Below are 24,183 nucleotides of genomic sequence, written 5' to 3' on the forward strand. Positions count from 1 at the left end.
ATTTATAATGAACCCTTACGATCACATTCTGGGGACGTACATCAGAAAACTTTTATATTATTAGTTTTGTAGTAAAATTATATGAGTACATCGTATCTATTAAATCAGAAGCTTTATGGATTACAGATTGAGAGCTTATTTGTTTGGGGTTATCTGGTTTATACTTAGCTTACTTAGTAGTGTAGCTAATGATACTATATCAAAATATCTAAGTTTACATCTTCAGAGTTTTGAAATAATTTTTTTCCGCTTTCTGTTTACCACTATTACCCTTGTACCTTTTATGTTTTACTATGGAATAGAAACCTTTAAAACAAGTCAAATATCTACTCAAATAACCAGGGGTGGGTTGTTGTTTTGTGGAATGACCTTATGGACTTACGGGTTGACTGTTTTCCCCATAGTAACTGCAACGATTATAAGTTTTTCTATACCATTATTTGTTATACTTCTTGCAATTCCTTTTCTGGAAGAAAATATAATTTGGCAAAGATGGGTAGTAGCTGTCATTGGTTTTATTGGTATTGCTATTACTACTAAAGCTCATAGTGAAGATTTTAATCCTAAAATTCTTATTTTTATTGTATCTGCATTGATCTTTGCTATATTAGATATACTTAATAAGAAACTTGTAATAAAAGAGTCAGTAATAAGTATGTTATTTTATTCAGCTCTAACGACAACTATTTTTTCTACTCCACCTTTGTTATTTTATTGGCATATGCCTTCCTTGTTGGAGTTAGTATTACTGCTGATTTTAGGAATAAGTTCAAACCTAATTCTGTTCTTCATGTTAAAAGCTTTTGCTCTTACTGATGCTACTGCACTTGCACCGTATAGATACATAGAGCTAATAATTTCTGCAATAGTAACATACGTTATATTTAATGAATTACCTGATAAAAGTGCTTTATATGGTACTTTGATATTAATACCATCAACCTTATTTATAGCTTATTCGGAAAGTAAGGCAATTAAAAAAAATAATGTAACAACAAAAGTTTATAATTGTTAATGGTATTTATTTTAGATGCTAAGCTATATTTTTAAGGTGATAATAAAATGCACATAACTATTATAGGAGTAGGGTATGTAGGCTTAGTATCTGGTACAATGTTATCGGAGCAGGGCCATAAAGTTGATTGCATTGACATAAATACTGAGAAGATTGAACTTTTGAAATCAGGGAAAATTCCTCTATATGAACCTGGATTAGCAGATTATTTAGAGAATAATATAAAGTCACAAAGGATAAGATTTTTCGATTCGTATTTTCAAATAAATCCCAATACAGAAGTAGTATTTATAACTGTAGATACTCCATCAGACTCCCTAGGAAATGCAAATTTAAAGAATGTATATAATGCAGTAAGTGAAGTGTCTGAGAGAGTTAATCAAGATTGCTTAATAGTGATAAAGTCAACTGTTCCTCCTGGTACTGCAGAAAATATATATAATTATTTATCTAATAAGGGCTATAACTTTGATTTGGGAGTTAATCCAGAGTTTCTCAAGCAAGGCTCTGCAGTATCAGATTTTTTATACCCAGATAGGATAATAATAGGAGTAAAAACTAAGCTAGCTAGGGCAAAACTAGAAGTTATATATAGATCATTTATAGATAAGAATATTCCGTTAATAGTCACTGATACAGTTACTGCTGAAATGATTAAATATGCTTCTAATGCTTTTCTAGCAACAAAGGTTGCTTTTATCAATGAGATGGCAGGTTTATGTGAGCTATTAGGAGCAGACATTGACCTTTTAGCTAACAGTATGGGAATGGATCATAGAATAGGTAAGGAATTTCTCAAAGCTGGTCCAGGATTTGGAGGATCATGTTTTCCTAAAGATTTGTCAGCTTTAATAGGGCTTGCTGAAGATCACAATGTCAAGCTACAAATTTTAAATTCAGTTAAGGAATCTAACTATAATCATATAACAAACATTGCTAAAAAGGTAGAATATGTATTAAATGGAGTCCAAAATAAAAAAATAGCGATATGGGGGCTAACTTTTAAGTCTGGTACTGATGATGTAAGAAATAGCCCAGCTATAGATATTGCAAAATTGTTAGTGAATAACAAGGCTAAAATTACTGCATATGACCCAGTAGGGATGGATAATGCTAGGCAAATTCTAAAGGATATAGAGTACGCGGACAGCGCTATAGGAGCTGCAAGAGACGCGAAAGCCTTATTATTATTAACGGAGTGGAAAGAATTTAAAAATCAAGATTTTGCAAGTTTAAAGAGTATTATGGCTGCACCTAATGTTTTTGATTTCCGTAATTTATTAGATAGCGAGCTATTACTAAGATATGGTTACCATGTTTATTCCTTGGGTAAAAAGTCTATCTACAAAGTTTAACTGTTGAGAAATTTTTTTTACACCGCTTTACTTAGTTTTTTTAGATCTTTGCTTGATAGTATGGAAAAGCAAACGAGTGCAACAACAGAGCAAATGGAAAAAAATGAAAACATAATACTGTTACCACAGTGCTTAACAAGTACTCCTAAGAGCACGCATGAAAATATTGAACTTGCAATATACCCAAATAATCCTGTTAAGCTTACAATTGCACATACATTATTTTGTGGAGCAATTTCTACAGCTATAACACCTGTCAGTACTTGCACTCCAAATATAAAGAATCCTGATAAGATTGCACCAAGGTTCATAAGAATTATGTTTTGACCAAAGTTCATTGCAATAAAAGTGAGTGCTATACCCAACATATAAAGTGATGCCAGCAAGCTTCTATTTTGAAAGAAGTACATATCACTAATTCTTCCTGTGATTAAAGTTCCAAGGATTCCACCTAAATCATATACGCCTGTTATTAGTGAGGATTGTACAAGAGAAATTTGTAATTTATTCTTTAAAATTATAGGAAACCAAAAGAAGATTCCCATTTTTATAATATAAGCACAAAAAGTAGCACAACATAGAAACCATATGGAACTTGTTACCTTGATACCTATTTGAGATTTCTGCACCTTATAATAGGTAGTAAAGTTGGCACTTTCTTTGTAATATGCCTTTAATATTATATAAATTCCAAAAAGTAAGCATAAGAAACCAGAGTACAAAAATGCACTTTTTGCATCATATATTTTAATTATACTTGGTAATACAATTAAAGTAATACAAGAACCAAGTTGCTGAGATGCGCTCATAACTCCCCATGATGATGCAATTGAAGAGATGCTAGAGTTTGTAACCATAAACTTGGTAATAGCTGGCCAACCTAACCCTTGTGTCCAAGCTAATAATATTAATGTTAACAGTAATAAAGTTAGATTATTATATGATAAAGTTATACCAATGGTTAATAATCCAGTTGCAATATTGCATAGCCCAAACATAAATAATGGATTATTTTTGGAGTCCATTATTATTCCATTAACAAATTTTGATACTCCATAAAAAAAAGAAAAGCAGGCAAAAAAATAGCTTAATTTTACATGGTCAGTATCTATTAACAGTGGCAGAGCAATTGGTATACTTTGTCTTGATAAATAAAGCAGCATATATCCACAGAAGAATAGTAAATATTGAAAGAAGACAAAGTTCACACCTATTCCCAAATAGCTCTATGCAGATGCTAGCATAATACTATATTGGTATAATATTGTTTGACAAGAAGTTTGCAAACAATTAGTGCAGAAAATTACTTATACCAATTCCCGCTATAGAAAGAACAGATAGAGAATAATGGGGAAAAAAGTCATACTAGAGTAAGTGAAATAGCGAGGTATAAATGGCATTAAGGTCAAAACTATTAGACGAAAGAGTTGTAAATTTAGCGAAAGAAATGTTAAAAAAGGTAAGAAATAACGCATATGTTTCAAAAAAATTACAAGCGGTGATAGCAGGAAAAGAAAGTAGTATAAGCGCTGTTGCAAGAATATGTAAAATTTCAAGGACTGCTTTGACTGAATGGATAAAGCATCTAAAATTTGGTAGAGTAGAAAAATTATTTTCCCCTTCTCAGCGGCGAAGAAAAAGCAAATTAAACAAAAATCAACGTGAGCAAATTGAAATATGGGTAGAAAGAAATCCAAATATTACTATTAAGGAAGTGCAAATAAAAATCTCAGAGAAATTTGGCCTAAACATTAGCAAATCAACAGTGCATCGTGAGATACAAAGGATGAAGTTTTCTTATATAACACCGAGGCCAATTCACCATAAACAAGATAAAAACAAGCAAGAAGAGTTTAAAAAATACTTCAATAAAATAGTCAATTCCCACCCTGAAAAGGAGGTATTTTTTTGATGAATCACGATTTGGAACTCATTCAAAAATCGGACACGGATGGTTTAAAAAAGGGGTCAGAACGCAGGTTAAAATGAAAATTGGTAGACAAAATTTCTATATCTACAGTGCGGTAAATCCAAGAAGTGGTAAGAAAATTAGCCTACTTGCTCCATATGTAAACACTGATTGTATGAATATATTTCTGGAGCAGATGTCGAAAGATTTAGGCACGAAAAAAGCCTTTCTTGTAATGGATTGTGCAGGCTGGCATAGATCAAAAAGTTTGAAAATTCAGAAAAACATTACCATTATATACTTGCCTCCTTATTCACCAGAACTGAATCCTGTTGAGAGGTTGTGGCAATATATCAAGCACAATACTTTACGCAACAGAGTCTACGATACCATAGGCTTACTTGAAGATGTTCTGTGTAATTTTATTGTCAGTATTTCCAGTGCTACTATTAAACGAGTTTGTAATGTTTCTTATTTGTTCGATTAGTAATGGAGTTTGGTATTACTTAGTATCTTTCTTATAGCAGATACAGTAGTATTAATATCTTCATAGCTTATATCTCTATGTGTTATAGCTCTGATTTTACCTTTGATGTTAGCCATTCTAATTCCATAATTTGTCATTAGTACGTTTATTAATTCTTGAGTAGATATACAATTAGTAAGTAATGAAAAATACGCTATATTAGTTTTATACAGGTCAATATCAATTATAACTTGATCTATGGAGTCTAGGCCTTCTATAAGGTGCTGCATTTTTTTATGATCTTCTTCTAAAGAATTTACATTATTATGTAGAGCATATAAACATGCAGCTGAAATAATGCCAGCTTGGTGCATACCTCCGCCAATTTGAAACTTATAGTACCAAGCTTTTTCAATAAAATCTTCACTTCCAAGCAATATTGCGCCCATTGGAGCACCTAATCCTTTACTAAAATCAATAAATACCGAATCAAAATAACTTGCATACTCCTTTGGAGATATTTTAGTATGAGCACAAGCGTTGAACAGTCTTGCTCCATCTAAATGAGTGAATACGTCATTCTCTTTGCAGAGACTTGAGATCTCTTGAATATATTCTAAAGGCCACACAGCTCCACCACCAAAATTTGTCGTTTGTTCGATAGAAACAAGCCCAACTCTCGGAATATTTCTTAAACTAGGACGAGTAATAAACTCAACAATTTGTTCTCCAGTAAATATTCCTCTCGTACCTTTGATGGGCAAAGGAGTAGCATGTGCCTGGGCTGCAATCAAGCCAGATTGTACTATGAGCGGATGTGAAGTTTCATCAAGCAGCAAGTAATCACCAGGTCTTTGAATGTGTACTTTATAAGCAATTACATTGGACATCGTTCCTGAAATCAAAAAGATTCCTGCAGGTTTACCTAATATTTTACATGCGGTTGCCACTAATTCGTTCACAGTTGGATCTTCACATGCAGCTTCGTTTCCAACTTTTGCTTTAGCCATCGCTTCCCTCATTTTAGCTGAAGGGTCAGTGTTTGAATCGCTAAAGAAATCTATTTTTATTCTCATATTAAATTTAACACAACCTCCTTTATAATTTCAGCAGCTTTCATGATGTCTGTTTCCTTTGTGCCAAGATGGGTAACTGCTCTTATATGAGACTCGAGCCAAGGAAAAAGCAATAAACCATAAGCTTGGCACTTACTCAAGAAAACCTCATTAGTTACATTTAGTGCTTTTATACTAAAGCTTACTATATTAGTTTCTGGATAAGGTAGTACCAGTTTTATGTGTGGAATTTCTTTAATCTTATCTGCAAGTAATTTAGCGAGCTTATTATCTTCTTTAAGCCTAGAGATATTATTCTGTAGTACGTATTTTGCTGCATTAGCACAATACCCTATCTGATGATAACCACTACCTAGCCAAACCTGTAGCTTTTTAGCCCTTTCAATTATCTCTCTTTTACCCATAAGCATTGAACCAAAAGGAGCGCCAAGTCCTTTAGTAAAAGAAAAGCTCATTGTATCCACATATTTAGCATAATCTGCTAAAGCAATATTTGTTTCGATATGAGCATTAAATATTCTTGCACCGTCTAAATGAAGATTTACATTGTGAGCTTTTAAAAAGTGATATAACTCGACTTGTTTTTCAAAAGGATAAATTTTACCATTAAAACCATTTATACTATTTTCTATAGAAACAAGACTCACCTGAGCAAAAATTTTATACCTCGGCTTAGAATTAATAGCATATTCTACTTCAGCAACATCTAAGATTCCGCTATTATTTCTAATACAATTAAATACGATATTATTTACTTTTGCATTGCCTGCACTATCGAAAAAATTAACGTGATAATTATAATGAGTTATTAGTTCATCACCAGGACTTGTTTGACTGGCAATGGCTAATCTATTTGCAAGCATACCGCTGGTTACAAATAATGCTTCTTCTACTTTGAATAATTGTTTGCAATATTCTGATAAGTCATTACAGCTTTTGTCTTCACCATAAGCAAAATCTCCAACAGTTGCATTACTTATTGCATGTATAACGTTGGAGCTCTGCAGAGTTGTAGTGTCACTTCTCAGATCAATAATTTTTTCCATCTTATTTTTTGCCATTCAAACAACCAATTTGAGCATTCCAAAGTTCCTTGTAAAGACCTTGCTTAGAAACTAGTTCAGCATGTTTACCATCTTGGACAATTTTTCCTTTGTTAAATACTAGAATTCGGTCCATGTGTAAAAGTGTAGAAATACGGTGTGCTATAGTAATCGTAGTTTTATTTTGCATCAGTTTAAATAAACTCATTTGAATTGTTTTTTCTGTTATAGAATCTAACTGACTAGTTGGTTCATCGAGAAATAGTATTGGAGCGTTTTTTAAAAATGCCCTTGCTATTATTATTCTTTGTCTTTCTCCTCCAGATAGCTTGATGCCTTTTTCTCCGACTGTAGTTCCATATTGATCTGGTAGAGTCATAATGAAATCGTGAATACCAGCCAGCTTTGCAGCTCTCATTATTTCTTCGATAGTAGATTGAAGTTTACCATATATGATGTTTGCTAAAATAGTATCATGAAATAACAATGGGTCTTGAGGTATTACAGATATTTGTTGCCTCAAAGAACTCTGTGTAACTTCTGATACTATTTGATTATCAATCTGTATATTACCTTTTTTAACATCAAATAGCCTTAGGATTAAGTTTATAAAAGTAGATTTACCACCTCCAGAATAACCAACTAGACCTACTTTTTCGCAAGGATTAATGGTAACTGAAAAATCTTGAAATAATGACTCCTGACCTTCATAAGAAAAAGAAACATTATTAAACGTTATTCTTCCACTTAATAAATTTAATTCTTTAGCATTTTCCTTATCTTGAATTTCTGGTACAGTAGTCAAGATTGGCAATGCATCTGAAACTTTGCCGAAATGAGTAGAAAATTGGGTAAGATTCCTAGTTAGATGGTTAAGAAACTCTATAATCGATATATTAATTCCAAGTACAAGAGCAATATCTCCTATTGCGATCTTGTTCAATTGATAATCATGAATTAAAAAATACAAGTTTACTGCTTGGAGTATATCGAATGAATAGCCATATATAAACCAAAGACAAAAGTATGCCCACTGCAATTTTCTCTCTGCAATAGTTCTTTTCTTGCATATTTGAAAAAATTTGTGTCTCTCATGTGCTTGCTGAGAAAATAACCTTACTGATATAACATTTAAAATACTATCTGCTATACTAGCTATTACTTGTGAATTTTGTTTAGAGTAATTATCAGCTAGTTCAGTAAGTACACGAAAGCTGAAAATCGATACTAAAATAAAAATGCTTACCCAAGTGAATGTAGCGATTGCAAATTTTATGTTTACTAATGATAAGGTATAAATAGCTAAGACTAATGCTATGCTGTAACCGAAAAAACAATCTATAAGCAATCTTATTAACTCTATCACACTATCCATTAAGTTACTGACCTTATGTACTAAGCTTCCAGATAAATTGTTCTGATAATAGGAATGGTCGTGTTGGAGTAGCCTACAAAAAGACATATCAGCTATCTTTTGACGCATTAAGGTAAACATTCGAATGTCAACAAAATAGCCATAGAATCTAAAAGCAGTAGTGATAAGTAATGCCATACCAAGATAAGCGCTTACAGGTAATAAAAGATTTTCAATTACATTACCTTCCTGATATTTTACAGCTGTATCTAGAATATTTTTTACTAAATACTTTCTAAAAGACAAATCAACAGCTACCACCAGGGCAACTAAAGACATTATAAGTACATTAAGTTTGAATTTAGATACTATATTCAGGATGAACATCAATACACATTTGAAGCTATCAACTCTACTTCTGTTCATTTATAATGCTAGCTCCACTACGTTGACTTTTTTATTGAGAAATACAAGTAGTGAAAACCATAAATTTTTGTATATTTTTCCTGAGATGTCTCCAGCATCATGTAGTGCTGATGCTTGATTGAGAATAAGTAGCTTATATAAATCTCGCTTAGCCTTAGTAGTGTCGATCTCAGAAATATTTGTAGTTGTGTCTGTAATAAAGGCTAACCAGCTCTTGATAAGTTCTTCCATGTTTTTTGCTTTTATACTTTCCTGGTAGCCAAATAATGACAAGCATTCTCTCAGTATAGATTCTGTTAACTCACCACAATTGAGTATACCAAAAACTGAAGGCTGAGGTTTTGGCACATAGGGAAGGTTTTGATCTTTTACAATCCACCTTGTTACATAAGCAAATCTATCTTTAGCATCTGTATTCTTATCACTACCATGCCATAACCGTGAATCAAAAATTATTGCATCTCCTGCTGAAATAGGTAGTGACTTAATTTTGTAATTTTCTCGGTTATTTGAGTACTGATCAAAAAAATATGGGTACCAAAAATCAACTAAAGGCTGTATTTCCCATTTATGACTGTTTTCTATAATTTGTAGTGCACCTGAAGTTTCACTGACATTATTCAAAGCTAACCAAACGGAAAAGTGGTAAGGATCATTAAAACTATAGGAGATGTCTTGATGGAAGGGAACTGCATCTATTAAATCAGCAGTTTTACATATAACATTTGATTTTTTCTGCAGTATCTGACACTGAAGTGACTTTTCAAGGTAATTTTTAATAATTTTATCTAATGCTTGAGAGATAATTCTAGTTACTTGAGATAACATGCCCCATCTGCCGTTACAGTTTAAGTAGTCAGAAGTTGAAACACTTAATTCTTGGGATAGCTTTGATATTTTATTTGTTATATCACTTAAAGACTGAGTTATTAGCTTTAAAGGAACCAGATTTTTGATAATAAAAAAACCATTTTTTTGTAGTATTTCCATATGATTAACACCTGACATCAATGACTGATAAGTAATCTGTTAAAGGTACAACAGAAGAAATTTTGAATCCTTTTACTTGTTTGAGTATTTTTTCCCAATCGCTTAATGTTCTTAGTTTACCTCCTGTTTCAACCATGACATTAATATCTACAGAGCCTCCAGCTGGAGAGCGGTAATCTAAAATAGTTTCTATCAATAAAATACGAGATATTCCTTTGACCAATTTTAAATAAGACAATACTTTATCATCATCATAATGCTGTAGAAAGCGGCAAAAGACACCTAATTCATAATTTGTAGCTGATAGTTTTTCCTGAGTTATAAGTTTGACTTTTAAATTTTCTACTAACTGTCTTGGCACTTTATGTTCGTTATATAGGCCTATGGAACCTTTATTGTGTATATCAGAATAAGCAAGAAATAAAGAATGTACACCAAATAGCAATATATTCTTAGCACCATCTATATTAATCCTAGAATTAAACTCTTTAGTATCAAACCTAGAATATCCTAGCAATGCTTGGTAAAATGCTATTTTCTTATCTTCTGATGCTTCTCTTTCCTTAAAAGATTCAAATGAAGAGATTGACTTCTGTTTTAGTATATCGGCAATATTTAACCAATTCTTTTCAGCGGCAACTCTTGCCCACATTGTTGCTGCTTTTGGCAAAAATGGTATTTCCTTAAAACACTTACCTTTTGATGATAGTTTCCATAAGTCCTCGTCCTTATCATAATCAATAAACCCTATTTCCCACAACGCCCTTAACAGCCTTTCTAGATTTGGTACGATAATGTTTAACTTTTTAGATAAAAACGGCACAGTTGCAGGTAAAATGTTTAACAAATCAAGTTCAATAGCAACGCTTGTTAGGTAAGTTTTCCAAAAGGCTGAAAGTTCTGCAGAAATCCTATGCACTTGAGATTCTTTACCTAAATCAAAAATACTAAACTTTACATTTCCGGTAATATCGATTTGTCCTAACACACCTTCAAAAGTTTCAACTTTTGCCATCCCATTATAAAATGCTTCTACCATTTTAAATCTCTGCTGGTAAACAGGATCACCATTAATATCTATATGAAACCAACCATGTTGATCTTCTGCAATAGAATACCCTTTATGAAAAACATTAAGTTTTTTATACCATTTATTATGTACCAACTTTCCATGATGATTAATATGTGTAGCTTTACCATCCTTATAGACTACAGCGATACCATCCTTAAAATCTCCAACATAATCATATTCCTCCTGATAAATCCTGTTGCCATTTAAATTAATATGAAAACATTTATCATGTCTTCTAACTACACAAGCATCTTCCTGATAATTTCCAATCCATTGATAAGACTGTTTGTATACTCTACATCCAGATGAATCAATATGGTAACACCCTGTATCATCTTCTACGGCTGCTCTATTAAAGTAGAATCCAAAAGTTTTTAGAAATCTATTATGATAAACTGCTTCTCCTCTTACATTGATATGATAAGCACCTGTCTGATCATAAACCGGTGCAAGACCGGGCTCATGAAATTTACCAACCTTTATAAACCTATTTTCATACAAAGGATTTCCTAGTAATTCGTGAAAGCTCTCACACGGTGAAATTTTAATAGATCTAAGATTATCTTTGATTAATTGATCAAAGGTTTTCTCATGTTGCATGTTTTGCATAATTTGTAATTTAAATAATTCTTTTGTAAGCTTAGGTACTCACTACTCTGCCATATTTCCTCGAGTTTAACCTCATTAACATTACCAAAATTTCCTAATGTCTTACGGAGTTCATCTGGAGCACAGCAAGGACTAAACTTTCCTTCATTGTTTATCCATGCTTCTTTACCTAAAAATGGGCATTGACCACCTGGAGCCAAATCCTTAATACCTTCTTGAGAAAGAATTGTAAAATTTTCTAATTTTATCTTTTTACCATTTGGTAATAGCATATTATCTCTAAGCTCATATAACCTTCTCACCTCTGTATTCCATCTACTAATTGCTAACTCATCTCTTCTCATAGATAGATCCTTAATTTCCTCAAAATGTGCCCAAAGATGATGTCCTTTAACTCTATCTATGCCATTTTTTATGGCCATCTTAACTATGTCATAGAGTTCATGTAAATTACTTTCCAAAAATGTTAATTGTAAAGTAACGGTACACCTTTCACCTGTATCGCTAAAGTATTTATCTCTAACTTCAAGGAAAGTTTTTAAATTTTCTGTCACTACTTCCCATTTTGAACCTTTCATGATTCTTTCATGAGTTTCTTTAGTTGCCCCATTCCAGGAAATCTTAACATCAGATAAAATTGGTACCAGTAGTTCAGCCCATTTTCTAGCTCCTTTAATAGGAAAAGAACCATTGGTCGTGAGGTTAAGCTTCAGGCCGAACTCATGGCACAAATTGATTATTTCATCAAAGCTTTTATACATTAAAGGCTCACCCATAGTAGAAGGAATGATTTCCCTTAAAGGTGTTCCAGCTGCTTCCTTAATTACTTTTCTGATAGTTTCTATCGACAGTATCTTAGGTTTTATTCCTTTAGCTTTCTTTTCTTCTTTAACTTTGCTGTATGGTGAAAAACATTCGCACATTATACAAGCAAAATTGCAGTAATCTGGATTAGTATCAAAAGTAATTCTCCAAGGACCGGGTTTAACAGCTACTGATTTGCCTTTCTTTTCAATAGCATTACGGTAAATCTTGTTAAGTTTTTCAGTATGCTCACTTATAGAAGGTATATTTCCATTTTCAGTATAAGGATAGCCTTTTTGGGTAAGTTTATTGTATAACTCCTGATTTGTAGATAGGACTTGCATTTTTTCTGACAAACTACTTGCATCTCTGTGCTTAAATAATAGTCCATCTCTTACATATTCTGCCATGCCACCATAATCGGCTGTTATAACTGGTATTCTAAGTTGCTGTGCTTCATGTATTACTAACGGTGAATTTTCACCCCAAATTGAAGGAACGACTATTGCATCGACTTTATTAAATACGTCAGTAACTATATTCTTATTATCATAACTTCCCATCCACTCTATTCTTTCTTTAACAACAGGTGAAAACTGATTGGCAATCGCTTTTAAGGCTTTAGTTTCTTCTCTTGCTGCTCCCCAAATTCTAAGTTTTACTTTAGATGATAAGTGAGAAAAAGCTTTCAATAATAGATCAATACCTTTTTCGGGAGTATGAGTACCAATATAACCGAAAATAAACTCTTTTTCTTGTGCTCTATTTCTATTCTTAAGACGATTGAGATCAAAACCATAATCAAGATAAGAAATTTTGTTTATCGGAACATTAAAATCCTGAGTAAATTTGTCCATCAAGAATTTCGATGGGGAAATAAAGTAATCTATATAGTCTATTATTTTCCTTGTGTGCTTCATTCTAGTTGCAACCCATTGTTCCCAATAATTTATGTCTAAATTCAGGAATTCTTCATCTCCTGTAAAATATCCTTTGTAACATTGAGTTGCACATTTTTGATCCTTTTGTCCATCACAAAGCCGTAACAAATCTTCAGAATTGCGTTGAATAAACCTTCCTCTTGGACACATTAACCAAAAGTCATGTAGCGTAAAAATTGTAGGTATATTTTCTTTAAAAGCAATTTCTGGTAAAGTAATTGATAGATGATTAAGATGACCAAAATGTATAAGATCTGGCTGAAAGTTATCTATTACTCTTTTAAATTGTATATCTACTTCTTCATTGATAAATTTGTAACGATATTTAGCTGTGGGTATATTAATTAAATGCAGTAAGATTCGAGAGTCACTACTATCTAGGACTGTAGTGTAATAAAAATCAGGTAAAAAGCTATTTTCATACCTAGTAAATACTTGTACCTCATTGTTATTTGCTAGTTCATGAGCAAGAGTTTGGCTATAAACCTCTGAACCAGCACTATAATACGGAGGGTAACCATGAATAACTTTTAATATTTTCATATATTACCATATCTATATTGTTAGGATATTCTTGTGTATTGTTTTGTAGACTTTTTATAAATTTACTTAATCCTACTTCTAATGAATGTTTTGGAGACCAACCAAGTAGCTCTTTAGCTCTAGTAAAATCACCATGAAACTTAGTTACATCAAAATTTCTTGGAGGATAAAAATCAATTCTAGAATCACTTTTTGTGACTTTTAATATTGTTTTTGCTAAGTTTTCTAAAGTACATGGGCTATTAGTAGTAAGATGAATAGCAGGAAGAGAAGATTTTTCGCTTTGTAAATATTGAACAGTTAAGCATATACCCTCTATAACATCATCCAAATAGGTAAAATCAAAAACACATTCTTTACCTTCTATTTTAATTGGATCACCTCTTAATGCATTAATACAGAGTGCAGGAATTACTCTACTGTTATGATCTAGTAAACCACCGTATACATTTGAAAAGCGTAATATTGCTACATTAAAATCTTTTGAACTTGTTATTTGTTCCTCAATAAATGCTTTACCTTTGGCATAATTATTTATTGGATCGATACTAGCAGATTCTGTAACTGGCAGTTCCTTCTGCTCTCCATAGACTTCCCTACTACTTGCATATATAAACCATGGTTTATTTGAAAGTGACTTACATAACCCTAAAAACTGCATTGTACCATCAACATTAATTTTTCTACACAGTTCAGGATAAAGTTCACCATGTATAACTCGAGAAATTGCAGCCAGATGAATAATTCCTGTACACTTAGCAAGTAGTGGTACTATATCTTCTGAAAAAAAACTGAGTGGATTATCGCGAAACCTAATATCGCAGCTTATTACTTCATGGCCTTGGTTTTCTAACTTTTTCACCAAGGTTGACCCTATCAAACCTGCAGCACCTGTTATTAATATCCCCATGTATACCCTCTACTACAACTAGGAAAATTTGTCATACCAATTATCTTACAAGTAAGAATTAAAGGGTATTATAAAACCAGTATAAAACAAATGTCAACTTAAATTAATGAATAAAAAAATGTAGTTATGAAAGAAAAGTTGGCTGCCTTCTTTCTTGAAAATAGTGTTCGGCTTTAATCAAATCCTCCTTATTATTTACTCCCATTGCTTCTCTTTCATCAGAAACTACATAACCTACACTCAAGTTATTGGTTGCTGCAATGGGCACTATATCATTAAGACAATATTCATTGGTCGAATTATTAAATTTTATTTCTTTTACTAAGGTAAAGAGATCTTTAGCATATGAAACCATTATTCCAGAGTTTGCAAGAAGCATTTTATCTCCATTTTTTAGGATTTTTTGAACATTTCCGTAATTATCAATTACTAATCTTCCATATTGTTCATCTTGACTATTGAATCCAAGAAGAACTAAATTATTATACTTTAAACAATCAGTCATTTTCATAACTGTATCACTAGATATAAAGGGAGTGTCTCCATACTGTATTAAAACTATGTCTTGATCAGATAACTCCTCCAGATTTTCTAGAGCAATTTTAACTGCAGTGCCAGTGCCTGTAATATCTTCTTGCATTATTAGTTTTATATTATATTGATCGATTATACTTTTTAGGCTATCAAAGTTTTCTAAATCTTTTAGAAGGGAGTTGTTAACAACAATTGATAAGCTTTTTAGACTCAGCAATTTTGCATTAGAAATTATATGTTCTAAAAGAGTAAGATTTCCCACTTGGTGCAACGCTTTTGAATATTCAGAATTCATTCTACTGCTCTTTCCTGCTGCTAATATTATCAAAATGTTACTCATACATAACTCAGGAATTGATTAGGTAGTAAGTTAATTCATAATTAGTAAGATGTAAATCCCACTGTAATTTTTGTATATTTTCTAGATCTTGGCACCCTCATTAGAGTTTCATTTAAGAGAGCTATAACTTTAAACTCTTTACTCTATTTTCTACGCTGACATCTTGTAAACTCTGATCTGGACTTTTTAATATTTCTAATAATCTACTTGCAAGGTTTGAGTGTTTATTGATTACTGCAACCTGGACTAATGACTTGTCTTGATCATTACGAGCATTTGTTACAGCTACGCGCTCATCAGGTTTTATTGCTTTCAGCTTACTGATAATTTCAACATTACCATTTTTTGCATTCTCAAACAGCTCTTCTACTAATTTCAATAGGTTAGTAATATTTTGGTCTCGAGAAAGATCAAGTGGTGCTTTACCTTCTTTATTCTTGATGTTATAAATTGCACCATGTTTTAATAAAGATTTTACAACTTCCAAGGAGCCACCTTTAGCCGCAACATGAAGTGATGTAGTACCACCAGAAGTTGTTCTAGCATTAATAAAGTCATTTAATTTATCACGACTTACATATTGTAATAAAACTTCAACAACTTCTCTGTAACCTTTGGAAGAAGCTATATGTAATGGCGTATTGCCCTTGTTAGTAATTTGAGCAACTTCAGCTCCATTTTTTAATAAGGTACTTACAACATCTATGTTGCCGTTGTTAACAGCATGGTGTAATGGTGTTCTTCCATCGGTATCTTTGAAGTTAACAATTACCCCTCTTTTGATGCAATTCTCAACCGCTAAAGGATTGTCATTTTCTATGGCCTCAAGTAACTTTTCAGAAAAAGCAGACTGTAACCTCTGATTGATTGACTCTAAAAACCTTTTTACAGGAATGTCAATATTAAGTTCAACCATTTCTATGAACGATCTTACATCTTTCTTTAACTCACTATGCAATAACTTATAATATTTTGTACCTTGCCCTTTGGAAACGAAGCATTCAGCCTTCCCACCGTAAGCTTCATCTGTATACCCTGACGTTATGTGTTTTGGATCAAATTCTAGTGCTACTAGCATATCATTTACTGACTGTATGCTTTTATTATTTATCGAACCAGGTACACAATCTTTGTATACCTCAACTAAGCGATATGCATTTCCTAGGTAATAAGAACCTTCCTTAAGAGTTTTCCAAGGAGAAGTATTCTTTTCTGAACTATATGGTTGCGACATGCTACGCAACATAGGAAGGTAAAGCTCAGAAAAACGGATATGCACCTCTGTAGCACTTTTAAGCTTCTCAAGTTGATCCAACTCACATTCAGGGCTAAACTGTGATTGAACTTGATCTGGCTCCTTCAGCATTTTTAACAATTTAGTTGCAATATTCTTATGTTTATTGGCTATAGCAACTTGCAATAATGTATTCCCTTGATTATTACGAGCATTTGTTATAGCTAAGAACTCATCAGGTTTTACTGCTCTTAGCTTGCTGATAGATTCAACATTACCATTTTTTATATCTCTAAACAATTCTTCGATCAATTTCAGTAAGTTAGTAACTCTTTGGTCCTTAGAAAGATCAATAGGTATTTTACCTTCTTTATTCTTGATGTTATAAATTGCACCATGTTTTAATAAAGATTTTACAACTTCCAAGGAGCCACCTTTAGCTGCAACATGAAGTGATGTAGTACCACTAGAAGTAGTTTTAGCATTAACAAAGTCATTTAATTTATCACGACTGATATGTTGTAACAGAACCTCAACAATTTCTTTGTAACATTTGGAAGTAGCAGTGTGTAATGGTGTATTACCTTTATTAGTAACTTGACTAACATTAGCTCCATTTGTTAGTAAGATGTTTACTATATCTATGTGTCCATTGCTAACAGCGTAATGCAACGGTTTTCTTCCATCAATATCTTTATCGTTGGCATCAGCTCCATCTTTTAACAGACGCTGAACAGTTCGTATATCACCTTTACTAGCAGCAATGTTGATATCTTTCTGCAGATGCTGGAGAACCTCTGATGCTTCGCTACCCTCAAGCTTAAATCTAAAATTAATCATCTCTATCTTTTTTAAAATATCTAAAACACTCGGATGACTTGGTCCAAAAACAGCTTTTCTTTGATCAAAACTTTCTCTGTAGACTTTAAGTGCGCTGATCCATTTCCCTTGAGCAAAAAGTACATTTGCTATGTTGTATTGAGTATTCAAGGTTTCTGGGTGATTTTGTTGTAAAGCTTTTTTCTGGATATTTAAAACCTCTTGAAAAGCTTTCAAGGCTTCATGATGTTTATTTTGATTGAAGAGTACCCCAGCAATGTTATGTAACGTTCTCAAGGTATCAGCATGATTAATACCTAAAATTATTTTCTTCTTTTCAAAAACCTCTTTATAGATTTTTAAGGACTCTTCGTATTTACCTTGGTTAGCTAGTACCATTGCTATATTATTTTTGGCACTCACAGTGGCTAGATCATGTGTACCTAGTGTTTCTTTCCTCTTTTCAAAAACTGCCCTATTGATATTTAACGCTTCTTCATATTTTCCCTGTTTATCTAATACTAATGCCATGTGAAACTGAGTATTTAAGGTATCTGAATGATTTGACCCTAGTATTTCCTTTTGTCTCTGATAGACTTCTTGATAAATATTAAAAGCTTCTTCATCTTTCCCCTGTCTATGCAGCACTAAAGCGATTGTACTTCTTGTACTTAAAGTATCCTTATCGTTTAAACCCAGCATTTCTTTTTGTTTCTGAAAAATCTCTTCAAGCATATTTAAAGCTTCTTGGTAAATTCCTTGCTTATATAGCACTTTGGCTATATATGTCTGAATATCTAAAGTACCAGGATTGTCTGGTCCTAGTATTTCTTTTCTTCTTTCAAATGCGCTTCTGAAAATACTTAAGGCTTTTTGGTAATTGCCTTGATTCAAGAGCACTAAAGCTGTATCAATCTGAGCGGATACGTCACTTTGCGATATCTGCTTCAACTGCTCGACTTTTGAAAAGTTACTATGTACTGCAGCAACTACTAACGTTTTGTTCTCTCTATTACGAGCACTCATCACTGCTTTTACTGTATCAATATCCTTTATCTTATTTAGGTCATTAATAACTTGAGCATTACCATCTTTAACCTTTTTAAATGATTCACTGACTAGTTTAAATAAGCTAGTTATACTTTTATCCACAGTAAAATCTGATGGTGTTTTCCCACTGTCAGAGACAGCATTGTATACTGCACCATTAGACAATAGGGCCTTTACAACTTTTAAGTGAGAGAACTTAGCAGCATAATGCAGAGGAGTAAACCCCTTGTTACCAACCACATTAGGATTAGCTTTATTTTGTAATAGAATATTGACAACTCCATCATAGCCCTTCCATGCAGCATAATATAATGGTGTTACACTATCAGCATTTTTGGCATTAACAAACGCTCCTGCTTGAATGTAATTCTCAACCTCTGAAGAGCTATTACGTTTTACAGCCTCAAATAATTTCTCAGTTGATGCTAATAGATTGATAACGTCTTTATCGTTAGTCATTTCTAATGGTCTTCTACAAAGCTTGTCAACAGCGTTATAAACTGCACCATTTTTTAATAAAACTTCAATAACGTCTTTATAACCAAAATTAGCAGCAATATGCATAGGGGTTAAGCCATTAGTATCTTTAGCATTAACGTCAGCACCTTGTGCTATCAAATACTTTACAACTTCTAACCGACCTTTCATTGCAGCATAGTGTAGTAATGTCTGGTTAGCTGCACCAAGCTCATTAATACTCAACCCCTTGCTAAGGAAAAACTCTACGGTATTTTTATAACCTTCTCTAGCTGCAATGTGTATAGGCTTTGATCCAGAGGCATTTTTAGCATTAATATTAGACCCTTCATCTACTAGACATTTTACCATTTCCAAGTTACTTTCCTGTGAAGCAATGTGCAGTATAGTCCAATCATCATTGCCTTTAGCATTCATATCTACTTTTTTATACTGCAGTAACATTTTAACCACTTGCAAATGACCATGTGACACTGCTAATTCTAAAGATGTTCTACTCTTATTGTCTTTAACATTAATTTTTGCTCCATTACTTAATAGGACTTCAACAACATTATCATGGCCGTGTCCTGCAGCTATATGTAGCGGAGCACCTTCAACATTTACAATGTTAACATTAGCCCTATTTGCTATCAAAGTTTCAGCAATTTCCCCATGACCTTCTTGTGCTGCAAGATATAACGGTGTTGTACCATTAATAGTCATAGCATCAACATTAGCTCCTTTTGTTATCAGAGCATTTACTATCTCCTTATCACCTCTTTTAGCAGCCAAATGCAATAGTGTAGTATTTTCAGGACCTTTTGTGTTAACATAAGCTTTATTTCTTAGCAAAATCTCTACAATATCTCTGTAGCCAGCAAGAACTGCGAGTAATAAAGGTTCACCACCTTCTACATTAACACTAGCTCCATTTGCTATAAGAACTTCGACGATTTCCTTATGATTATATTTAATAGCAGAAAGCAATGGTGTTAGGTTATTGCTCTTAACATTAACATTGGCTCCATTTGCTACCAGAATCTCAACGATTTCCTTATGACCTGCTTCCACAGCTACATGTAATGGTGTACTGCCTGCAATACCTTCCGCGTTAACTTTAGCTTTATTTTTTATTAAAAGATTAACAACGTCTTTATGGTCTTCTACAACAGCTGCATGTAACGGTGTAAGACCATAATTAGCTTTAGCATTTACTTCAGCTTTATTTTTTATTAGGAAAACAACAGCATCTCCACGGCCATTTAGAGCAGCTGAATGTAATGGTGTCATACCATCATTAGTTCTAGCATCGACTTCAGCTTTATTTTTTATCAAGAGATCAATAACATCTTTGCTACCGTTCATAGCAGCTGCATGTAATGGTGTACTACCCTTAATGTCTTGAGCTCTAACTTCAGCTTTATTTCTTATTAGGAGTTCAATAATATCTTTGTGACCTTTCAGAGCAGCTACATGTAATGGTGTTAGATTATTATTGGCTTTATCATTGATTTCTACTCCATTTTTTATTAAAAGCTCAGCAACTGCCTTATGACCACTCTCTGCTGCATAGTGTAATGGCGTAGCATTATTTTTATCTTTAGCGCGAATGTTAACCCCATGCTCAAGAAGAGCAACAACTATCTTCAAGTGGCCACTCTGCACTGCAAAATGTAGTGGGGTTATACCTTCCACAGTGGCAATACTAGCATTTGCCTTATTTGTCAGTAAAGCCTTAACAATTTTCTCATGTCCATCTTTTGCTGCGTAGTGCAAAGGTGTGTTATTATAGGTTTTGTCAACAACATTAACATTAGCTCCATGCTTCAATAAAATATTAGCTATCTTTTCATGACCGTTTTCTATTGCATAGTGTAATGGTGTACAACCATTTATGACACTAGCATTAACATTTGCCCCTTTCAGAATTAAAGCGTTTACTATTTCCAGATGGCCATTAAACGCCGCTGCATGTAATGGTGTCCAATCTCTGTCATTTCTAGCATTAACGTCTGCCTTATTTTGAAGTAAGAAATTAACTAACTCCAGGTGACCACTTTCTGCAGCTTCATGCAATGGAGTAAAGCCACCCATGGCCTCATTAATATCAACATTCGTATCTTTTTCTAGTAGAACCTTAGCAACATTAACATGATTATTTCTTATTGCATAATATAAAGGTGAAAGACCACTCATATCTTGAGTAACAGTACTGGCTTTATTTTTTAATAAAACCTCAACAGTATCCTTGTGACCATTTTGGGCTGCAATGTGTAGTGGTGTTTTGCCATGATTATCTGCATCATCAACATATAAACCAGCTTCCCCTACAAAAAACTTCACAATATTTTTTCTTCCATGTGCAGCAGCGATCTGTAGTGGGCTTTGACCATTAATATCTTTAACATTAACGTCTAAATTTTGATTAAGAACAAATTTTACAATTTCAAGACTAGGTCCCTTAGCAGCAAAATGTAATGTAGTCCATAAGTTAATACTTCTAGCATTGATGTCTGCTCCTTTTTTGAGATAACTCTTTAAGTCTTCGAGATTCCCTTCTTCCAATGCGACAAACATTCTTTCCTGATTAGTAATAGTAATAAGACCTTGATCGTATTTATCCTTCAATTTGGAAGGATCGTCTCTCACTAACTTGCCAACTTTTTTCTTACTTTTCATTATGTTTTCTGAAGTAAGTTTTTTAGCGTTTAAGATAACTGCTATTGAGGGATCAGATAACAATACATCAACCAAGGCATTATCGTGTGCTAAGTGATTACGCAAACATTTTCCAGTTAGTAAAGGAGTATTCTCATCTAAGAAAAGTAAATTGTTTTCTAGATAATTCTTTGAGGTGCCTAAGATTGACATTATATCCAGAACAAGCATTTCTACTACTGCTTGCAATTTCTTATTACTCTTATAGGAAGGGAGTTTTTCAATTAATTTACCACTCAATGCGTTATTCCTTAAAATACTTTTCAGTTCAGATAGCTTCAGTGCAAGTTGGTTATTATATTTTTCTTCTGTTATATTGTAAGTCTTCTTTTGTTTGTATGCAGGAATAAAAGAACCTTTCTCATTCAACTTTTCTCTTAATTCCTCAATCCATTTGATATCACCTGTTCCAAATTCAGCAATATAAAAAATTTCGCAAGTTAATCTATTTACTTCATCAAGGTTGTCTTCTTGTATTCTTGACTTAACACTATGAGAAATCTTCTTCGATAGCTCAGCAATCTCTTTAAGGCTGTGAGATTCTATTCGGGGAACAATATTCTCTAATGTTTTATTAGCACGAAATTTCATTCCCCTAATAACGTTATGGTCAATCTTATTATCACTAAAGCCAATACTTAAACTCTTTAATAATGCAAACCCTGTAATATAATCAGTTCTGATATTTTCTGATTGAGTTCCTGCACAATTGATTATGTTATTAATTTTATTAAACAGCTCTTGCTCGTGACTTGTCTTTTCAGTTACACTATTGCTTAGTTCTGCAATGAGCTTTTTAAGCTTTTCGTGTTCCATTGTTACAAAGTTTCCTGAGGTTATTTCATCTAATTTAGCGTTGCTAAACGCTTCGGTGACTTCTTTTATCTCATCCAAGTTCTCACTATTAATAATTTTTCTTAGAAGTATTCTGACAGTTTTAATTTTGTTGTCATAAAGAATACTAGTAATCACATCACCAACTTTCTTAGTGTCATTTTGAACACCAATAAAAAAATTAACATCTGTATTTTCCTCAATCTCTGTTCTTTTAGAGAGTGAATAAGCATGTGATAGTGAGTTACGTAAATCTATAATGACTTCTCTTGTGTTCTTTGGTAATGATAGTAGAAGAAGCTCGCTTGTAGTGCTAGATAACTTGGGAGATTCTAGAGTGTTTTTTAAATATTCACCAATAACCTGTAAAACCCTTGTAATAATTAACTGTCCTTCCCTTTCTTTAGGATTAGCTGATAATGCCAACTTTATATAATCACTTATTTTCTCTAAAGAATGAATATCCCTAATTTGTTGATAATCGCTATACAACTCTCCAAATTGAGGATAATTGCTAACGATCTCTGCAACAACCCTCTCACGTTTTAACTTCGGGAGATCAGCAAATTTACCAATGTCCACACCTTCTATAATATCTTTTTCTTCTTTAAGTTTCTTTGCAAAATTTTCCAAGTGGTCTAGTATTTTACTTTTATTCAATGTGGCATTATAGAATAGATTCATTTCCTGTCGTTTTATGTGAGAAGAAACAAAACTGATCAAACAAAATTCCATTTCTTCCCAAGGTAGTCTATCGTAGGTTGATTTCAACTGCCGCTTTAATATATGAATATTTTGTGCAATAAATTTTGCTATGAATAAAAACTTTTCATCTACTTTTTCTGTGTTTGAATACTCTGCCTTTAACAGGCTAATATTTTGAAGTACTAACTCAATCCGCTCTCTTATGTTATTAAGATAACTCTTCACATTCTGATCTTGTCCAGAAGCACTAGAGAAAAAACGGAGGTTTATCAATTTATTTTCAACAAAAATTTCTATCTCTTCTGATAATAATACGTTCTTTAGCTTTAATTCCTCATAAGCTCGTGAAAGAATTTCATCTAATTCCCTGAAATGAACAGCAAAATAATTACCTGGCCATTTATTAATGAGTGTATCAAGAAGTTCAACATTACCTGAACGTATAGCATAATAAAACGCATTATGGCATGTTTCATCCTCATCATCTGGTAATATAGTAGTTTCTCTGATGCCAACAGATAAATTACTGAGAATTTTACTATTATTGCCAAGTAGGTATTCTAAAATCTTTACCTTATTGTGTTTACAAGCTAAGATAACTAAGTTAGTACTCTTAACAGGATTGTTAGCATTATCATAATAGTCTCTCAAAGTTACTTGATCTTCTGCATCACTTATGTAATTAATAAAATTGCTTAATTTTTTTAAGCTGTCGACATTACCATCTGATATTGCCTCTTCGAGTTCAGTTAAAACCAGGAGATAAAGTTCTTCAGCTTTTGCTTTTCTGCGGTAGAGCTTTTTATATTCTCTAATAAACTCCTCTTTTGATGTGTAAGAACGTGATAAAAACTGTTTATCTTCTTGATAAAAACTGGTTTGTTGTTTAGGTACATGCATAAACCCTCTCTGAGATATATTTACACCAGTATTAGAATAGCAAAGTTTACTTAATATGGCAAAAATTAAAATAGCAT

The 24,183-nt window shown here is 32.8% G+C and carries 13 protein-coding genes; 3 read left to right on the plus strand and 10 right to left on the minus strand.

From position 1 onward, the window contains the following. Positions 1–115 precede the first annotated feature (115 nt). Both ABWU23_RS06890 and ABWU23_RS06895 read left to right on the plus strand, forming a co-directional pair. Positions 116–1,015 carry a DMT family transporter gene (locus ABWU23_RS06890; RefSeq protein WP_353271001.1) on the plus strand — a complete coding sequence of 300 codons (900 nt, stop codon included), beginning with the start codon at positions 116–118 and terminating at the stop codon, positions 1,013–1,015. Positions 1,016–1,062: 47 nt separating this feature from the next. Next, a complete protein-coding gene (locus ABWU23_RS06895; RefSeq protein ID WP_353271002.1) occupies positions 1,063–2,370 on the plus strand; it encodes a UDP-glucose dehydrogenase family protein in 1,308 nt (435 codons plus the stop codon). Positions 2,371–2,387: 17 nt separating this feature from the next. Here the strand turns inward: ABWU23_RS06895 and ABWU23_RS06900 are convergent, their stop codons facing one another. Further along, entirely contained in the window at positions 2,388–3,533 is a 1,146-nt protein-coding gene (locus ABWU23_RS06900; RefSeq protein ID WP_010405355.1) for an MFS transporter, read from the minus strand. A gap of 230 nt (positions 3,534–3,763) precedes the next feature. Here ABWU23_RS06900 and ABWU23_RS06905 point away from each other — a divergent pair. Then, positions 3,764–4,766 (plus strand): IS630-like element ISWpi10 family transposase gene (locus ABWU23_RS06905; protein ID WP_353271003.1). Its coding sequence is split into 2 segments (ribosomal slippage): positions 3,764–4,273 and positions 4,275–4,766, totalling 1,002 coding nucleotides; the frame shifts between segments, so codons are not numbered across the junction. Here the strand turns inward: ABWU23_RS06905 and ABWU23_RS06910 are convergent. The 9 genes from ABWU23_RS06910 to ABWU23_RS06950 form a co-directional block, all read right to left on the minus strand. After that, a complete protein-coding gene (locus tag ABWU23_RS06910) occupies positions 4,763–5,821 on the minus strand; it encodes a threonine aldolase family protein (RefSeq protein ID WP_353271004.1) in 1,059 nt (352 codons plus the stop codon). The two genes, ABWU23_RS06905 and ABWU23_RS06910, sit on opposite strands and share 4 nt — an antisense overlap. Then, positions 5,818–6,867 (minus strand): threonine aldolase family protein, encoded by a 1,050-nt coding sequence (locus ABWU23_RS06915; protein ID WP_353271050.1) that lies wholly within the window; start codon positions 6,865–6,867, stop codon positions 5,818–5,820. The genes ABWU23_RS06910 and ABWU23_RS06915 overlap by 4 nt, the downstream gene beginning before the upstream one ends. Position 6,868: 1 nt before the next feature. Then, positions 6,869–8,644 (minus strand): ABC transporter ATP-binding protein, encoded by a 1,776-nt coding sequence (locus ABWU23_RS06920; RefSeq protein WP_353271005.1) that lies wholly within the window; start codon positions 8,642–8,644, stop codon positions 6,869–6,871. Further along, a complete protein-coding gene (locus ABWU23_RS06925) occupies positions 8,645–9,634 on the minus strand; it encodes a phytanoyl-CoA dioxygenase family protein (RefSeq protein WP_353271006.1) in 990 nt (329 codons plus the stop codon). 4 nt (positions 9,635–9,638) lie between these two features. Then, positions 9,639–11,315 (minus strand): WG repeat-containing protein, encoded by a 1,677-nt coding sequence (locus ABWU23_RS06930; protein ID WP_353271007.1) that lies wholly within the window; start codon positions 11,313–11,315, stop codon positions 9,639–9,641. Continuing rightward, positions 11,276–13,603, minus strand: coding sequence for a glycosyltransferase (locus ABWU23_RS06935; protein WP_353271008.1), 2,328 nt, complete (start codon positions 13,601–13,603; stop codon positions 11,276–11,278). The genes ABWU23_RS06930 and ABWU23_RS06935 overlap by 40 nt, the downstream gene beginning before the upstream one ends. Further along, on the minus strand, positions 13,560–14,513 hold the full coding sequence (locus ABWU23_RS06940) for an NAD-dependent epimerase/dehydratase family protein (protein WP_353271009.1): 954 nt from the start codon (positions 14,511–14,513) through the stop codon (positions 13,560–13,562). Before ABWU23_RS06940 ends, ABWU23_RS06935 begins: the two co-directional genes overlap by 44 nt. 124 nt (positions 14,514–14,637) lie before the next feature. Then, on the minus strand, positions 14,638–15,387 hold the full coding sequence (locus ABWU23_RS06945; RefSeq protein ID WP_265027770.1) for an NTP transferase domain-containing protein: 750 nt from the start codon (positions 15,385–15,387) through the stop codon (positions 14,638–14,640). 121 nt (positions 15,388–15,508) lie between these two features. Then, positions 15,509–24,106, minus strand: coding sequence for an ankyrin repeat domain-containing protein (locus tag ABWU23_RS06950; protein ID WP_353271010.1), 8,598 nt, complete (start codon positions 24,104–24,106; stop codon positions 15,509–15,511). Positions 24,107–24,183: the final 77 nt, after the last annotated feature.

This window comes from Wolbachia endosymbiont (group A) of Hedychridium roseum (genome assembly GCF_964028325.1).
In the GTDB taxonomy this organism is placed as follows: domain Bacteria; phylum Pseudomonadota; class Alphaproteobacteria; order Rickettsiales; family Anaplasmataceae; genus Wolbachia.

Bases quoted from the DNA above. Each gene is read 5' to 3' on its own strand.
- ABWU23_RS06890 (WP_353271001.1), top strand. From the start codon at position 116: ATGGATTACAGATTGAGAGCTTATTTGTTTGGGGTTATCTGGTTTATA.
- ABWU23_RS06895 (WP_353271002.1), top strand. From the start codon at position 1,063: ATGCACATAACTATTATAGGAGTAGGGTATGTAGGCTTAGTATCTGGT.
- ABWU23_RS06900 (WP_010405355.1), bottom strand. From the start codon at position 3,533: ATGCTGCTTTATTTATCAAGACAAAGTATACCAATTGCTCTGCCACTG.
- ABWU23_RS06910 (WP_353271004.1), bottom strand. From the start codon at position 5,821: ATGAGAATAAAAATAGATTTCTTTAGCGATTCAAACACTGACCCTTCA.
- ABWU23_RS06915 (WP_353271050.1), bottom strand. From the start codon at position 6,867: ATGGAAAAAATTATTGATCTGAGAAGTGACACTACAACTCTGCAGAGC.
- ABWU23_RS06920 (WP_353271005.1), bottom strand. From the start codon at position 8,644: ATGAACAGAAGTAGAGTTGATAGCTTCAAATGTGTATTGATGTTCATC.
- ABWU23_RS06925 (WP_353271006.1), bottom strand. From the start codon at position 9,634: ATGGAAATACTACAAAAAAATGGTTTTTTTATTATCAAAAATCTGGTT.
- ABWU23_RS06930 (WP_353271007.1), bottom strand. From the start codon at position 11,315: ATGCAAAACATGCAACATGAGAAAACCTTTGATCAATTAATCAAAGAT.
- ABWU23_RS06935 (WP_353271008.1), bottom strand. From the start codon at position 13,603: ATGAAAATATTAAAAGTTATTCATGGTTACCCTCCGTATTATAGTGCT.
- ABWU23_RS06940 (WP_353271009.1), bottom strand. From the start codon at position 14,513: ATGGGGATATTAATAACAGGTGCTGCAGGTTTGATAGGGTCAACCTTG.
- ABWU23_RS06945 (WP_265027770.1), bottom strand. From the start codon at position 15,387: ATGAGTAACATTTTGATAATATTAGCAGCAGGAAAGAGCAGTAGAATG.
- ABWU23_RS06950 (WP_353271010.1), bottom strand. From the start codon at position 24,106: ATGCATGTACCTAAACAACAAACCAGTTTTTATCAAGAAGATAAACAG.